Annotated in this window: 15 protein-coding genes; 12 read left to right on the plus strand and 3 right to left on the minus strand. The window is 45.9% G+C overall.

The features are described from left to right. Nucleotides 1–132: 132 nt before the first annotated feature. From pckA to hslR, 3 genes are all read right to left on the minus strand, one after another. Nucleotides 133–1,758, minus strand: a complete 1,626-nt coding sequence (gene pckA, locus AB6D80_RS11925; RefSeq protein ID WP_009848030.1) for a phosphoenolpyruvate carboxykinase (ATP) — start codon at nt 1,756–1,758, stop codon at nt 133–135. 337 nt (nt 1,759–2,095) lie between these two features. Further along, nucleotides 2,096–2,989 (minus strand): Hsp33 family molecular chaperone HslO, encoded by an 894-nt coding sequence (gene hslO, locus AB6D80_RS11930; RefSeq protein WP_009848029.1) that lies wholly within the window; start codon nt 2,987–2,989, stop codon nt 2,096–2,098. 18 nt (nt 2,990–3,007) lie between these two features. Further along, entirely contained in the window at nt 3,008–3,394 is a 387-nt protein-coding gene (hslR, locus tag AB6D80_RS11935) for a ribosome-associated heat shock protein Hsp15 (RefSeq protein ID WP_012603005.1), read from the minus strand. 279 nt (nt 3,395–3,673) lie between these two features. Between hslR and gspC the strand changes: the two genes are divergently transcribed. From gspC to AB6D80_RS11995, 12 genes are all read left to right on the plus strand, one after another. Next, complete coding sequence (gene gspC, locus AB6D80_RS11940) at nt 3,674–4,597, plus strand: type II secretion system protein GspC (RefSeq protein WP_135445087.1); 924 nt, start codon at nt 3,674–3,676, stop codon at nt 4,595–4,597. Nucleotides 4,598–4,638: 41 nt separating this feature from the next. Beyond that, complete coding sequence (gspD, locus tag AB6D80_RS11945; protein WP_009848026.1) at nt 4,639–6,663, plus strand: type II secretion system secretin GspD; 2,025 nt, start codon at nt 4,639–4,641, stop codon at nt 6,661–6,663. Then, a complete protein-coding gene (gene gspE, locus AB6D80_RS11950; RefSeq protein ID WP_009848025.1) occupies nt 6,663–8,165 on the plus strand; it encodes a type II secretion system ATPase GspE in 1,503 nt (500 codons plus the stop codon). The genes gspD and gspE overlap by 1 nt, the downstream gene beginning before the upstream one ends. 1 nt (nt 8,166) lies before the next feature. After that, nucleotides 8,167–9,387 carry a type II secretion system inner membrane protein GspF gene (gspF, locus tag AB6D80_RS11955; protein ID WP_009848024.1) on the plus strand — a complete coding sequence of 407 codons (1,221 nt, stop codon included), beginning with the start codon at nt 8,167–8,169 and terminating at the stop codon, nt 9,385–9,387. 88 nt (nt 9,388–9,475) lie between these two features. After that, on the plus strand, nt 9,476–9,919 hold the full coding sequence (gene gspG, locus AB6D80_RS11960) for a type II secretion system major pseudopilin GspG (protein WP_017102442.1): 444 nt from the start codon (nt 9,476–9,478) through the stop codon (nt 9,917–9,919). A 99-nt stretch (nt 9,920–10,018) separates the two neighbouring features. After that, a complete protein-coding gene (gspH, locus tag AB6D80_RS11965; protein ID WP_017099561.1) occupies nt 10,019–10,612 on the plus strand; it encodes a type II secretion system minor pseudopilin GspH in 594 nt (197 codons plus the stop codon). Further along, a complete protein-coding gene (gene gspI / locus AB6D80_RS11970; protein WP_017099560.1) occupies nt 10,599–10,994 on the plus strand; it encodes a type II secretion system minor pseudopilin GspI in 396 nt (131 codons plus the stop codon). Before gspH ends, gspI begins: the two co-directional genes overlap by 14 nt. Then, nucleotides 10,981–11,748 (plus strand): type II secretion system minor pseudopilin GspJ, encoded by a 768-nt coding sequence (gene gspJ, locus AB6D80_RS11975; RefSeq protein WP_371701500.1) that lies wholly within the window; start codon nt 10,981–10,983, stop codon nt 11,746–11,748. The genes gspI and gspJ overlap by 14 nt, the downstream gene beginning before the upstream one ends. Then, nucleotides 11,732–12,781 (plus strand): type II secretion system minor pseudopilin GspK, encoded by a 1,050-nt coding sequence (gene gspK / locus AB6D80_RS11980; protein WP_371701502.1) that lies wholly within the window; start codon nt 11,732–11,734, stop codon nt 12,779–12,781. Before gspJ ends, gspK begins: the two co-directional genes overlap by 17 nt. Continuing rightward, nucleotides 12,750–13,997, plus strand: coding sequence for a type II secretion system protein GspL (gene gspL / locus AB6D80_RS11985; protein ID WP_371701504.1), 1,248 nt, complete (start codon nt 12,750–12,752; stop codon nt 13,995–13,997). Before gspK ends, gspL begins: the two co-directional genes overlap by 32 nt. Nucleotides 13,998–14,016: 19 nt before the next feature. Continuing rightward, on the plus strand, nt 14,017–14,499 hold the full coding sequence (locus AB6D80_RS11990; protein ID WP_009848017.1) for a type II secretion system protein M: 483 nt from the start codon (nt 14,017–14,019) through the stop codon (nt 14,497–14,499). Between the two features lie 7 nt (nt 14,500–14,506). After that, a complete protein-coding gene (locus tag AB6D80_RS11995; RefSeq protein WP_372188603.1) occupies nt 14,507–15,286 on the plus strand; it encodes a type II secretion system protein N in 780 nt (259 codons plus the stop codon). Nucleotides 15,287–15,401 lie beyond the last annotated feature (115 nt).

The raw sequence follows: 15,401 nt of genomic DNA on the forward strand, positions 1-15,401 counted from the left end.
TAGTAAGACTCGCTACACTGTGCGATCTAAACACCTTAAATGATAGGTGTTGCCTCAAAAGAGGGGCTTGCTACAAAAATATCATTTTAAATTGGGCGTTCGCTTTTGGCTTGGCCCGAGCAGATGATTGGGTTAGTCCAGTTGAGGGCCAGCCGCAACCAGTGACTTACCTTCAGCGTTGTCTGTGTACTTATCAAAGTTGTTGATGAAGCGCTCTGCTAGATCTTTCGCTTTGCTTTCCCATTGTAGAGGGTCAGTGTACGTGTCACGTGGATCAAGAATCGCTGGGTCAACATCGTGCAACGCTAGTGGTACTTCTAGGTTAAACATAGGGATAACCTTAGTCTCAGCTTGGTCGATTGAGCCATCTAGGATAGCGTCGATGATGCCACGAGTATCTTGGATTGAGATACGTTTGCCAGTGCCATTCCAACCAGTGTTCACAAGGTAAGCTTCAGCGCCAGCTGCTTCCATACGCTTCACAAGTACTTCAGCGTACTGAGTTGGATGAAGAGTTAGGAATGCCGCCCCAAATGCCGCAGAGAACGTTGGTGTTGGTTCAGTAATACCACGCTCTGTACCTGCTAGTTTCGCAGTGAAGCCAGATAGGAAGTGGTACTTCGTTTGCTCTGGAGTCAGTTTAGAAACAGGTGGTAACACACCAAATGCATCAGCAGTCAGGAAGATAACCTTTTGAGCGTGACCGGCTTTTGATACTGGCTTAACGATGTTGTCGATATGGTGAATCGGGTAAGAAACACGAGTGTTCTCGGTTTTTGAGCCGTCATCAAAATCGATAGAACCATCGCCACGAACCGTTACGTTTTCTAGTAGCGCATCGCGACGGATAGCATTGTAGATTTCAGGTTCTGCTTCTTTAGATAGGCGAATGGTCTTGGCGTAACAACCACCTTCGAAGTTGAAGATACCATCGTCATCCCAACCGTGCTCATCATCACCGATTAGCTCACGTTTAGGATCGGTTGATAGGGTTGTTTTACCGGTACCTGATAGGCCGAAGAAAATCGCTACATCGCCTTCTTCACCGACGTTAGCACTACAGTGCATTGAAGCAATGCCTTGCAGAGGAAGTAAGTAGTTCATCATTGCGAACATGCCTTTCTTCATTTCACCGCCGTACCAAGTACCACCGATGATTTGAACGCGCTCTGTTAGGTTGAAAGCAACGAAGTTTTCAGAGTTTAGCCCCTGCTTTTCCCAGTTAGGGTTAGTTGTTTTAGCACCGTTCATTACCACGAAATCAGGTTCGAACGTTGCTAGCTCTTCGTCTGTTGGACGAATGAACATGTTCTTAACGAAGTGCGCTTGCCACGCTACTTCAGTAATAATACGTACACTTAAGCGCGTATCAGGGTTAGCACCACAGTAACCGTCGATGACAAACAGGCGCTTGCCAGATAGCTGAGTTGTCACAAGCTCTTTAAGCTCATCCCATACTTCAGTTGTAATCGGTTTGTTGTCGTTTTTGCCTTGATCTGACCACCACATGGTATCGCGCGTGGTGTCATCTTTAACAATGTACTTATCTTTTGGTGAGCGGCCAGTAAAGATACCAGTGTCAACCGCAACAGAGCCTAGTTCCGTTACTACGCCTTTTTCGTAGCCTTCCAAACCTGGCAGTGTCTCTTCAACGAATAACTGCTCGTAGCTAGGGTTACGAAGAACTTCAGTAACGCCAGTCAGTCCGTGCTTAGTTAGATCAATTTGTGCAGCCTTAGTATGTTCCATAACGGTCATAGGTGCTCCTTGTAGGATATTTTGTAGGGATTTTGTATTAATTTTTTATTGTTATCTGCTCACCATGCTAGCAACGAGGCTCGGGGGAAACAGGGATATAGCTCAAAAAATATCCATATTAACCATGGGGTTTTAAGCGCCTCATCACATATTGGCCTGACTAGTCTATCCTGTACGCAAACCTTTGCGCTAGAGGAGAGAACATTATTAATTGATTAAAATTAAGAGGTGATTTTATTACGAGATGTTACGGAGTTTGCGCTATTTTGATCACAAAAAAGGCCAGCGTTGTGCTGACCTTTTTGGGGTAAATTACGTGTTTTTGGTACGCCGTAAATTAATGAACCGTATTGCTGCCTTTATCTGCTGCTTCTGCATACAGAGCGTCAACATCATTCTTGTCGAACGAGTAGTTCGTGCCACAGTAATCGCAGTGTAGAGCAACGCTACCTTCCGTGCTAAGAATGTCGTAGATCTCTTCTTGAGCGACAGTAATGATAGCGGCACCGCTTCGGTCACGTGAACAACCACAGAAGAATTCAACCGGTTGTGGTGTGAACAGTTGTACTTTCTCTTGGTTGTACAAACGGTAAAGCAGTTCGTTTGCTTCTAGAGTGAATAGCTCTTCATTTTTAACTGTGTCAGTTAGCTGCTCTAGGTGCTCGAAGTCGTCTGGCGTACCGGTGCCGTCTGGCATCACTTGTAGCAACATACCCGCAGCGTGTGCTTTACCTTCATGCTCGCCCGTGCGCAACCATAGGCGTGTCTTTAGCTGTTCAGAGTTCGCGAAGTAACCTTCAAGGACTTCAGCTAAAGTGTCACCTTCAAGACCAACGATACCTTGGTAACGCTCACCTTTCTTAGGATCGATAGTGATCACTAGGTGACCTTTACCTATTAGATCGTGCAGGCCAGCGTCGTCGGCAATGTCGCCATCAAAGCGAGCAACGCCACGGATCTTCTGATCGTTATCGCCATTGATAACAGCTAGAGATACAGGGCCATCACCTTGCAGTTGCATCGTGATAGAGCCTTCAAACTTTAGAGTCGCTGTTAGTAGCGTCGTTGAAACCAGTAGCTCACCCAACAGCTTTTGTACTGGCGCTGGGTATTCCTTGCTAGAAATAATCTGTTGGTACGCTTCGTCCATCTGTACCAATTCACCACGAACTGATAGGTCTTCAAATAGGTAGCGATTTAAAACATTACTTGTAGACATTGGGTTGGCCATTTGGCTATTCCTTCTAGCTTATTGAGTCTTGAACTTGATGATGTCACGACGTTGCTTTTTATCTGGGCGACGTTCTGGTGCTGGGCTATGAGCGTTCAGTTTACGTTGTGTTGCAAACTCTTCTCTCTTTGCCAAGCTCTCGGTGGTTTCTTCATAGAGGGTTTGAGCTATAGGAGCTCCACCACGATGGGCCGAGATTTTCTCGATTGTCACCGTCTTTTCTTCATTACCTTGGCGCAGGGTAATCACTGCTCCAAGTTCGACAATTTTACTTGGCTTGCTGCGCTGACCATTATAGTGGACTTTGCCACCATCGACCATATTGCGAGCAATAGACCGGGTTTTGTAAAAACGAGCTGCCCACAACCATTTATCGAGTCTGACAGCTTCATTAGTAGTTTTCATATAGGGCTGTGCCTTATTAAGTGAGAAATGAATGCGGTTTAACTGTAATGAACAGTGCGCAACATGCTTTTAATTACATTAAGTAGAAGCTTAAAGTGGAGGCGGTTGGCATTTTTTTCAAGTCATAATACAAAATAGCCATGTAATGCCGCTTTATAGATTTGCTATGATATAGTTCAGGATCTTATGCTTAAATAAGCTTGGTATCGAACGAATGAATAAAAAAGCTGAAAGTTTAATGATTTGCAGCATTTGTCGTCATGAAAAGGGGCAAGGAAAGTGAACTTTTTAGAGCTCAAGAATCGCGCAGGAAATTCTCCTGTGTTGAGCCGCTTATTAGAAAATGGATTTGTACTTCAGCAGAAACTAAGCCTAGCGATGTGTTGTATGTTGATTGCAGCTTCCGCATGGATTTTAGGACAGCTTGCATGGTTTATTGAACCTGCTGAGCAAACCGTCGTGCCTTGGAAAGCAACAGCTTCATCGTCTTCTACTCCTCAATCGACCCTGGATATCTCTTCTTTGCAGCGGAGCAACCTTTTTGGTGCCTATAACCCAACAACGCCAGTTGTGGTTGAACAGCAAGTTATCCAAGATGCGCCAAAGACACGATTAAATCTAGTTTTGGTCGGTGCTGTTGCCAGTTCTAATCCAAAGCGGAGCTTAGCGGTGATTGCCAATCGCGGTACGCAGGCGACCTACGGAATTAATGAAGAGATAGAAGGCACTAGAGCTAAGCTTAAAGCCGTATTAGTCGACCGTGTGATTATTGATAACTCAGGTCGAGACGAAACCTTGATGCTTGAAGGTATTGAGTACAAGCGTTTAGCTGTCTCAGCCCCTGCGCCACCTCGCGCTTCTTCTTCGGTTCGTGGTAATAACCCTGCTTCGGCAGAGCAAAAACTAGATGAAATTAAAGCGAAGATAATGAAAGATCCGCAACAAATCTTCCAATATGTTCGACTGTCCCAGGTCAAGCGCGACGATAAAGTGATTGGTTATCGAGTGAGTCCAGGCAAAGATTCAGAACTTTTTAACTCAGTAGGGCTCCAAAACGGAGATATCGCGACTCAGTTAAATGGGCAAGACCTGACAGACCCCGCTGCTATGGGCAACATATTCCGTTCTATCTCAGAGCTGACAGAGCTAAACCTCGTCGTCGAGAGAGATGGTCAACAACATGAAGTGTTTATTGAATTTTAAAACTTTGCGTCTAACGAAGGACGAAAGTGTAGGAGAAGTACGTGAAGCATTGGTTTAAGAAAAGTGCATGGTTATTGGCAGGAAGCTTAATCTGTACACCCGCCGCCATCGCGAGTGATTTTAGTGCCAGCTTTAAAGGCACTGATATTCAAGAGTTTATTAATATTGTTGGTCGTAATCTAGAGAAGACGATCATCGTCGACCCTTCGGTGCGCGGAAAAATCGATGTACGCAGCTACGACGTACTCAATGAAGAGCAATATTACAGCTTCTTCTTAAACGTATTAGAAGTGTACGGCTATGCAGTCGTTGAAATGGACTCGGGTGTTCTTAAGATCATCAAAGCGAAAGATTCTAAAACCTCGGCAATCCCAGTTGTTGGCGACCGTGATTCGATCACAGGCGACAGCGTTGTAACACGTGTTGTGACGGTTCGTAATGTCTCGGTTCGTGAGCTATCTCCTCTGCTTCGTCAACTGAATGACAACGCGGGCGCGGGCAACGTGGTGCACTACGATCCTGCAAATATCATCTTGATTACCGGCCGTGCGGCGGTTGTAAACCGTTTAGCAGAGATCATCAAGCGTGTAGACCAAGCGGGTGATAAAGAGATTGAGGTCGTTGAACTAAAGAATGCTTCCGCCGCGGAGATGGTGCGTATAGTCGATGCACTAAGTAAAACCACAGATGCTAAAAACACCCCTGCCTTCCTGCAGCCTAAATTAGTTGCCGATGAGCGTACTAATGCAATTCTTATCTCAGGCGACCCTAAAGTACGCAGTCGTTTAAGAAAGTTGATTGAACAGCTTGATGTTGAAATGGCGACTAAGGGTAACAACCAAGTTATCTACCTTAAATACGCAAAAGCGGAAGACTTAGTCGATGTGCTGAAAGGCGTGTCTGACAACCTGCAATCAGAGAAACAAACATCAACCAAAGGCAGTTCATCGCAGCGCAACCAAGTGATGATTTCGGCTCACAGCGATACTAACTCGTTGGTGATTACCGCACAGCCAGACATCATGAACGCGCTGCAAGACGTGATCGCTCAACTCGATATCCGTCGTGCTCAAGTTTTGATTGAAGCCTTAATTGTTGAAATGGCAGAAGGTGACGGCGTTAACCTGGGTGTGCAGTGGGGCAACCTAGAAACGGGTGCCATGATTCAGTACAGCAATACCGGTGCATCGATTGGCGGTGTGATGGTGGGTCTAGAAGAAGCAAAAGACTCGACAACAACTAAAGCGGTTTACGATAAGGATAATAATTTCCTACGTAATGAAACCACGACAGAAAAGGGTGACTATTCAACGTTAGCATCTGCTCTTTCTGGCGTTAATGGTGCTGCAATGAGTGTGGTTATGGGCGACTGGACAGCGTTGATCAGTGCGGTAGCAACCGATTCAAACTCAAACATTCTGTCTTCTCCAAGTATTACGGTAATGGATAACGGCGAGGCTTCATTCATTGTGGGTGAAGAGGTGCCCGTTCTAACCGGTTCTACAGCAGGTTCAAGCAACGATAATCCATTCCAAACGGTTGAACGTAAAGAAGTGGGTATTAAGCTAAAAGTCGTGCCGCAAATCAATGAAGGTGACTCGGTTCAACTGCAAATAGAACAAGAAGTATCGAACGTATTAGGGGCAAACGGAGCAGTAGATGTTCGTTTTGCTAAGCGTCAGCTAAATACGTCAGTGATTGTTCAAGATGGTCAAATGCTGGTGTTGGGTGGCCTGATTGATGAGCGCGCATTGGAGAGTGAGTCTAAGGTCCCATTCTTGGGTGATATTCCTGTCCTTGGACACCTGTTCAAATCAACCAGTACTCAGGTTGAGAAAAAGAACCTAATGGTATTCATCAAGCCAACCATTATTCGTGATGGCATGACTGCAGATGGTATCACGCAGCGCAAATACAACTTTATTCGTGCTGAGCAACTGTACAAGGCAGAGCAAGGCTTGAAACTGATGGATAACGATAATATTCCAGTACTTCCTAAGTTTGGCGATAGCATGAATCATCCTGCTGAAATCCAAGCCTTCATCGATCAAATGGAAGCAGAATAATGGCTGAATTGGTAGGGGCGGCACGTACTTATCAGCGCTTGCCGTTTAGCTTTGCGAATCGCTACAAGATGGTGTTGGAATATCAGCACCCGGAGCGCGCGCCGGTGCTTTATTATGTTGAACCTCTGAAATCGGCGGCGATCATTGAAGTGAGCCGTGTTGTGAAAAATGGCTTCACACCACAAGCGATCAGCGCAGACGAATTTGATAAAAAACTGACGGACGCGTATCAGCGTGACTCGTCGGAAGCTCGACAGTTAATGGAAGATATTGGTGCCGACAATGACGACTTTTTCTCGTTAGCGGAAGAGTTGCCACAAGACGAAGACTTGCTTGAATCAGAAGACGACGCACCGATCATCAAGTTAATTAATGCGATGTTGGGTGAGGCGATTAAAGAAGGCGCTTCGGATATTCATATCGAAACCTTCGAAAAGTCACTGTCGATCCGTTTCCGTATTGATGGTGTGCTGCGCGATGTATTAGCACCAAGCCGTAAGTTGGCTCCGCTGTTGGTTTCGCGTGTCAAGGTTATGGCTAAGCTGGATATTGCGGAAAAACGCGTGCCACAAGACGGTCGTATTTCTCTACGTATCGGTGGCCGAGCGGTTGATGTGCGTGTATCTACCATGCCTTCTTCACACGGTGAACGTGTGGTAATGCGTCTGTTGGATAAAAACGCCACTCGTCTAGATCTACACAGTTTGGGTATGACGGCAGAGAACCACGAGAACTTCCGTAAACTTATTCAGCGCCCACACGGTATTATCTTGGTTACCGGTCCTACGGGTTCGGGTAAATCAACGACCTTGTACGCTGGCCTGCAAGAACTCAACAGTAACGAACGCAACATCCTTACCGTTGAAGATCCAATCGAATTTGATATTGATGGTATTGGTCAAACACAGGTAAACCCTAAGGTTGATATGACCTTTGCGCGCGGCTTACGTGCGATTCTTCGTCAAGACCCGGATGTGGTAATGATTGGTGAGATCCGTGATTTAGAGACTGCTGAGATCGCTGTTCAAGCCTCTTTGACGGGTCACTTAGTCATGTCGACTCTTCACACCAATACGGCAATCGGTGCGATCACGCGTCTGCGTGATATGGGCATTGAACCTTTCTTGATCTCTTCTTCTCTGCTGGGTGTTTTGGCTCAGCGCTTGGTTCGTACTCTGTGTAACGACTGTAAAGAACCTTACGAAGCAGATAAAGAACAGAAAAAGCTGTTTGGTATGAAGAAGAAAGAGAGCCTCACACTTTACCATGCAAAAGGTTGTGAAGAGTGTGGCCATAAAGGTTATCGAGGTCGTACCGGTATTCATGAGCTACTGATGATTGACGATTCGGTACAAGAGCTGATTCACAGTGAAGCTGGAGAACAGGCAATTGAGAAAGCGATTCGTGGCACAACCCCAAGTATTCGAGATGATGGCTTGAGCAAAGTTCTGAAAGGGGTAACGTCCTTAGAAGAAGTGATGCGAGTGACTAAGGAAGTCTAGTATGGCGGCATTTGAATACAAAGCGCTGGATGCCAAAGGTAAGAGCAAAAAGGGTTCGATTGAAGCGGATAATGCTCGTCAGGCTCGCCAACGTTTAAAAGAACAAGGTTTAATGCCGGTTGAGATGACCGAAGCTAAGGCGAAAAATGCGAAAGGTACTCAGCCTTCGACCAGCTTTAAGCGTGGTATCAGTACACCAGATCTTGCGTTGATTACTCGTCAAATATCCACGCTCGTTCAATCAGGCATGCCGCTAGAAGAGTGCTTGAAAGCGGTCGCTGAGCAGTCTGAAAAGCCACGTATTCGAACTATGTTATTGGCAGTCCGATCTAAAGTGACAGAAGGTTACTCGCTAGCGGATAGCTTGTCTGATTATCCACACATCTTCGATGAACTGTTTAGGGCCATGGTTGCGGCGGGTGAGAAGTCTGGTCACTTAGATGCGGTATTGGAGCGACTGGCCGATTACGCAGAAAATCGTCAGAAGATGCGCTCTAAGCTGCTACAAGCGATGATCTACCCTGTGGTGCTGGTGGTGTTTGCGGTGACGATTGTTTCGTTCCTGTTGGCAACCGTGGTACCTAAGATCGTCGAGCCTATTATCCAAATGGGCCAAGAGCTTCCTCAGTCGACACAATTTTTATTGGCATCGAGTGAATTTATCCAGAATTGGGGCATCCAATTACTGTTGTTGATCATTGGTGTGATTGTGTTGATTAAGACCGCGCTCAAAAAGCCGGGTGTTCGCATGAGCTGGGATCGCAAACTATTGAGTATTCCGCTGATCGGCAAGATTGCGAAAGGGATCAATACCTCTCGTTTTGCACGAACACTCTCAATTTGTACCTCGAGTGCGATTCCAATCCTTGAAGGGATGAAGGTCGCGGTTGATGTGATGTCGAATCAACATGTGAAACAACAAGTATTACAGGCTTCAGACAGTGTTAGAGAAGGCGCAAGCCTACGTAAAGCGTTGGATCAAACCAAACTCTTTCCACCGATGATGCTGCATATGATTGCCAGTGGTGAGCAGAGTGGTCAGTTGGAACAGATGCTGACAAGAGCGGCAGACAACCAAGACCAAAGCTTTGAGTCGACGGTCAATATCGCGTTAGGCATTTTCACCCCAGCGCTTATCGCGTTGATGGCCGGTTTGGTGCTGTTTATCGTGATGGCGACACTGATGCCGATGCTTGAAATGAACAATTTAATGAGTGGATAACGTACTGCTCATCAGACGTTAGTTTTTGGATTATCGAGAAGAAGGGCATTATTACCTTCAACTCGCTATCTGTAATTTGGAGAAAATAATGAAAAATAAAATGAAAAAACAGTCAGGCTTTACTCTATTGGAAGTGATGGTTGTTGTGGTTATTCTTGGTGTTTTAGCCAGCTTTGTTGTTCCTAACCTTTTGGGTAACAAAGAGAAGGCGGATCAACAGAAAGCCATCACGGATATCGTGGCGCTAGAGAACGCGCTAGATATGTACAAACTGGATAACAGTGTTTACCCAACAACGGATCAAGGCCTTGATGGATTGGTTTCTAAGCCAAACAGTCCAGAGCCTCGTAACTACCGTGACGGTGGCTACATTAAGCGTCTGCCTAACGACCCATGGGGCAATGAGTATCAATACCTAAGCCCAGGTGATAACGGTACTATCGATATCTTTACGCTTGGTGCTGACGGCCAAGAAGGCGGTGAAGGTATCGCTGCGGATATCGGTAACTGGAACATGCAAGATTTCCAATAAGCTTCGGTTTATTGTCGCTTGATAAGTTCCTGTTGGTGAACAGTTCGTGTTAGTTGATACGTTATTGATGGTAGGACGTAAACAGATGGAGTCTACAAGGTGAAAACTCAGCAAACACAGCCAGGTTTCACCTTGATTGAGATTCTTTTGGTGTTGGTATTACTGTCAGTAACGGCGGTCGCGGTGATCGCGACTATTCCGACCAATAGCAAAGATGTCGCCAAAAAATACGCTCAAAGTTTTTATCAACGAGTTCAATTACTCAATGAAGAGGCTATTTTGAGTGGCTTGGATTTTGGCGTTCGTGTCGATGAAAAGAAATCGACTTACGTTCTGATGGCTCTGAAGTCAGAAGGTTGGCAAGAAGTCGAATTTGAAAAAATCCCCTCTTCAACTGAATTACCGGAAGAACTCGCGTTGTCACTGACTTTAGGTGGTGGCGCATGGGAAGACGATGATCGTTTGTTCAATCCCGGAAGCTTGTTTGATGAAGATATGTTTGCGGATCTTGAAGAGGAAAAAAAGCCCAAGCCACCTCAGATATACATTTTGTCGAGTGCTGAAATGACGCCATTTGTATTGTCGTTTTATCCAAATACCGGAGACACCATACAAGATGGTTGGCGTATTCGGGTGTTGGATAATGGTGTGATTCGACTGCTAGAGCCGGGAGAAGAAGATGAAGAGGAATAACCGTTCTCCTTATCGTTCTCGTGGTATGCCTTTTGGTTCTAGAGGAATGACTCTGCTTGAAGTATTAGTTGCGCTCGCTATCTTCGCTACGGCGGCGATCAGTGTGATTCGTGCTGTCACCCAACACATTAATACCCTCAGTTATTTAGAAGAAAAAACCTTCGCGGCGATGGTTGTTGATAACCAGATGGCCTTAGTCATGCTGCATCCTGAGAAGCTTAAAAAAGCGCAGGGCACGCAAGAGTTAGCGGGAAGAGAGTGGTTCTGGAAGGTGACTCCCATCGATACCAGCGATAATTTATTAAAGGCGTTTGATGTGAGTGCAGCAACCAGTAAGAAAGCGTCTCCAGTGGTCACGGTGCGCAGTTATGTGGTCAATTAAAAGCGTGTCGTTAGCTAAGAGCAAGTCGCCAAGCGAGAGCATGTCCGCCAATAAGCGAGAGCCTCGTAAACAAGGTCTATCTTCAAAAGGGAGAGGCTTTACTTTAATCGAAGTTTTGGTCTCGATTGCCATCTTTTCCACGTTAAGCATGGCGGCTTATCAGGTGGTAAATCAGGTCCAACGAAGCAATGAACTCTCTATTGAGCGCAGTGCTCGTTTAAATCAACTGCAACGCAGTTTAGTCATTTTAGATAATGATTTTCGCCAGATGGCGGTACGACAATTTCGTACCAATGGTGAAGAAGCATCATCTAAGCTGATCCTAATGAAAGAGTATTTACTGGATTCCGACAGTGTTGGCATCATGTTTACTCGCCTTGGTTGGCACAACCCACAGCAGCAGTTCCCTCGCGGAGAAGTCACCAAAGTAGGCTACCGCATAAAAGAGGAAACGCTTGAGCGTGTATGGTGGCGTTACCCCGATACACCTGCCGGCCAACAAGGTGTGATTACTCCTCTGCTTGATGATGTTGAGAACCTGGAGTTCGAGTTTTATGACGAAAGCCGCTGGGGCAAAGAGTGGCAAACCGATAAATCACTGCCTAAAGCGGTGAGACTTAAGCTGATACTGAAAGATTACGGTGAGATAGAACGTGTTTATCTCACACCAAGTGGCGCCTTAGATCAGGTCGATGATTCTGCAAATAGTGACTCTTCAGGCAGTAATGAGGGGAATAATGATTCATCAAACTAATAAGCCTGCACTGACAAGATCTGCTGTGGGGCGTAAGCAGCGTGGTGTCGCGCTGATCATTATTCTGATGCTTTTGGCGATCATGGCAACCATAGCTGGCAGTATGTCGGAGCGTCTGTTTACGCAATTCAAGCGCGTTGGCAATCAACTGAATTACCAACAGGCTTACTGGTATAGCATTGGTGTAGAAGCGCTTGTCCAAGACGGTATTAGGCAAAGTTATAAAGATAGTGATACGGTGAACTTAAGCCAGCCATGGGCGTTAGAAGAGCAGGTATACCCATTGGATTATGGCCAAGTTAAAGGGCGTATCGTTGATGCGCAGGCTTGTTTCAATCTTAATGCGCTCGCTGGGATTACGACGACATCAAGTAACCAAACCCCTTATTTAGTGAAGGTTTGGCAAACCTTACTGGAAAACCAAGATGTGGATCCTTATCAGGCTGAGGTTATCGCAAATTCAAGTTGGGAATTTCTGGACTCTGATACTCGAGCCACCTCTTCTACGGGTGTAGAAGACAGCACTTATGAGGCGATGAAGCCAGCTTATTTGGCGGCGAATGGCTTAATAGCAGATGAATCGGAGCTGCGAGCCGTTTATCAGGTCTCTGGTGAGGCAATGGAAAAGGTACATCCATTTATTTGCGCTTTGCCCACTGATGATTTCCGATTAAACGTGAATACCATCTCGGAAAAGCAGGCATCTTTACTGGAAGCAATGTTTGCACCCGGTCTAAGTGAATCGGACGCCAAACAGCTGATAGACAAGCGCCCATTTGATGGCTGGGATTCGGTGGATGCGTTTATGGCTGAGCCTGCTATTGTTGGTGTGAGTGCAGAAGTCAGCAAACAAGCGAAAGCATATTTAACTGTAGATAGCGCCTATTTTGAGCTAGATGCAGAGGTATTAGTTGAGCAGTCTCGTGTACGTATACGAACGCTTTTCTATAGTAGTAATAGAGAAACAGTGACGGTAGTACGCCGTCGTTTTGGAGGAATCCGTGAGCGAGTTTCTGACCGTTCGACTGAGTAGCGAGCCACAAAGCCCAGTGCAGTGGTTGGTTTGGTCGACAAGCCAACAAGAAGTGATAGCAAGTGGTGAGCTGTCTAGCTGGGATCAGCTTGATGAGTTAACGCCTTACGCTGAAAAGCGTAGCTGTATCGCTTTATTGCCGGGAAATGAGTGCTTAATTAAGCGTGTTGAAATTCCGAAAGGTGCTGCTCGCCAGTTCGACTCTATGCTGCCATTTTTGTTAGAAGACGAAGTGGCACAAGATATCGAAGACTTACATCTAACCATTTTAGATAAAGATGCAACGCACGCTACTGTGTGTGGTGTAGATCGCGAATGGTTAAAACAAGCTTTAGACCAGTTTCGCAAAGCCAATATTATTTTCCGTAAGGTGCTCCCAGATACACTATCCGTGCCTGTTGAAGAACAAGGCATCAGTGCGTTGCAAATCGACCAGCATTGGCTATTGCGCCAAGGTCACTCTCAACGTCAAGGTAACTATCAAGCCGTATCAATCAGCGAAGCATGGTTAGCGATGTTTTTGCAAAGTGATTGGGTTGTAGCTGACGACGAAGAGCAACCTACGACTATCTTCAGCTACACCACAATGCCGAGCGATGATGTACAGCAGCAAAGCGGTATGGAATGGCAAGCAAAGCCTGCGGAATTGGTGATGTCCTTATTGAGCCAACAAGCGATCACAAGCGGCGTAAATTTACTGACGGGCACCTTTAAAACCAAATCTTCTTTCAGTAAATATTGGCGTGTATGGCAGAAGGTGGCGATCGCTGCTTGCTTGTTGGTGGCCGTGATTGTGACTCAACAAGTGTTGAAGGTGCAGCAATACGAAGCACAAGCACAAGCCTATCGCATGGAGAGTGAGCGTATCTTTAGAGCCGTTCTGCCAGGCAAACAACGAATTCCTACAGTAAGCTACCTTAAGCGTCAGATGAATGATGAAGCTAAGAAATACGGTGGCTCAGGCGATGGTGACTCCTTACTTGGTTGGTTAGCATTGCTGCCAGAAACGTTAGGACAAGTGAAATCGATCGAAGTCGAAAGCATTCGCTATGATGGCAATCGCTCTGAAGTTCGATTACAAGCTAAAAGCGCTGATTTTCAACATTTTGAGACGGCTAAAGTGAAACTTGAAGAGAAGTTTTCCGTTGAACAAGGGCCATTGAACCGTAATGGCGATGCCGTATTTGGTAGTTTTACCCTTAAGCCCCGTCAGTAACTGCGCAAGGAGATCAGTGATGAGAAATATAATTGAGCCACTCCAAGCGTGGTGGACTTCAATAAGTCAAAGAGAGCAACGATTAGTCGTTGGTTGCTCAATTTTATTGGTAGTAGGTATCATTTATTGGGGGCTAATACAGCCCCTCAGTCAGCGAGCTGAACTGGCACAGAGTCGCATTCAAAGTGAAAAGCAACTACTGGCTTGGGTTACCAATAAAGCCAATGAAGTGGTTGAACTAAGAGGCAATGGTGGCATTAGTGCTAGTCAGCCTTTGAATCAATCCGTGCCTGCATCTATGCGTCGCTTCAAGATTGAATTGATACGAGTGCAACCACGTGGCGAGATGCTGCAAGTGTGGATTAAACCTTTGCCATTTAATCAATTTGTTGATTGGCTGACATACCTGAAAGAAAAGCAGGGTGTTGAGGTTGAGTTTATGGATATTGATCGCTCTGATAGCCTTGGGGTTATTGACGTCAACCGACTACAGTTTAAATGAGGTTAATGTGAAACGCGGTTTATCTTTTAAGTATGGTTTGTTATTTAGCAGCATCTTTATCGTTTTTTTCTCGGTAAGTTTGTTGCTGCACTTGCCGGCTTCTTTTGTTCTCAAACATGCGCCCGTTGTACGTGGTTTAAGCATTGAAGGTGTTGAGGGTACGGTTTGGCAAGGTCGCGCTAACAATATTGCGTGGCAGCGTGTCAATTACGGCTCAGTGCAGTGGGACTTCCAGTTCTCTAAACTATTCCAAGCCAAAGTAGAACTTGCGGTTCGCTTTGGACGTAACAGCGACATGAACTTATCTGGTAAAGGGCTTGTCGGGTATAGCATGAGTGGTGCTTACGCGGAAAACTTAGTGGCATCAATGCCAGCTAGCAACGTGATGAAATATGCGCCAGCCATCCCTGTGCCAGTGTCTATTACAGGACACGTTGAACTGACTATCAAACATGCTGTTCATGCTCAACCTTGGTGCCAATCGGGTGAAGGTACGCTTGCTTGGTCGGGCGCTGCGGTTGATTCTCCGGTTGGCTCGTTAGATTTTGGCCCTGTGATTGCTGACATCAGTTGTGAAAACAGCACTGTTTCAGCGAAAGGTAATCAGAAGAGTGCTCAAGTTGATAGTGAGTTTTCTGCGAGCGTAACGCCAAATCAAAGCTACACCTCGGCCGCATGGTTTAAGCCGGGCGCTGAATTCCCACCTGCGATGCAGAGTCAGCTTAAGTGGTTGGGCAACCCTGACAGCCAAGGTAAGTACCAGTTTACCTACCAAGGTCGTTTTTAATCCGGTATCTACTTCTGAACTAGCATCCGTTGGTTATCAAATAACGAGATATAAAAAATGGGCACCTCAATGAGGTGCCCATTTTGTTTGAATGCCTAACTGCTTAACTGCTTAA

It is taken from the genome of Vibrio sp. 10N.247.310.17, from assembly GCF_041466605.1.
Taxonomy (GTDB): domain Bacteria; phylum Pseudomonadota; class Gammaproteobacteria; order Enterobacterales; family Vibrionaceae; genus Vibrio; species Vibrio tasmaniensis_A.

Coding starts and splice junctions, on each gene's coding strand:
- pckA (WP_009848030.1), bottom strand. CDS start 1,758: ATGACCGTTATGGAACATACTAAGGCTGCACAAATTGATCTAACTAAG.
- hslO (WP_009848029.1), bottom strand. CDS start 2,989: ATGGCCAACCCAATGTCTACAAGTAATGTTTTAAATCGCTACCTATTT.
- hslR (WP_012603005.1), bottom strand. CDS start 3,394: ATGAAAACTACTAATGAAGCTGTCAGACTCGATAAATGGTTGTGGGCA.
- gspE (WP_009848025.1), top strand. CDS start 6,663: ATGGCTGAATTGGTAGGGGCGGCACGTACTTATCAGCGCTTGCCGTTT.
- gspF (WP_009848024.1), top strand. CDS start 8,167: ATGGCGGCATTTGAATACAAAGCGCTGGATGCCAAAGGTAAGAGCAAA.
- gspG (WP_017102442.1), top strand. CDS start 9,476: ATGAAAAATAAAATGAAAAAACAGTCAGGCTTTACTCTATTGGAAGTG.
- gspI (WP_017099560.1), top strand. CDS start 10,599: ATGAAGAGGAATAACCGTTCTCCTTATCGTTCTCGTGGTATGCCTTTT.
- gspJ (WP_371701500.1), top strand. CDS start 10,981: ATGTGGTCAATTAAAAGCGTGTCGTTAGCTAAGAGCAAGTCGCCAAGC.
- gspK (WP_371701502.1), top strand. CDS start 11,732: ATGATTCATCAAACTAATAAGCCTGCACTGACAAGATCTGCTGTGGGG.
- AB6D80_RS11990 (WP_009848017.1), top strand. CDS start 14,017: ATGAGAAATATAATTGAGCCACTCCAAGCGTGGTGGACTTCAATAAGT.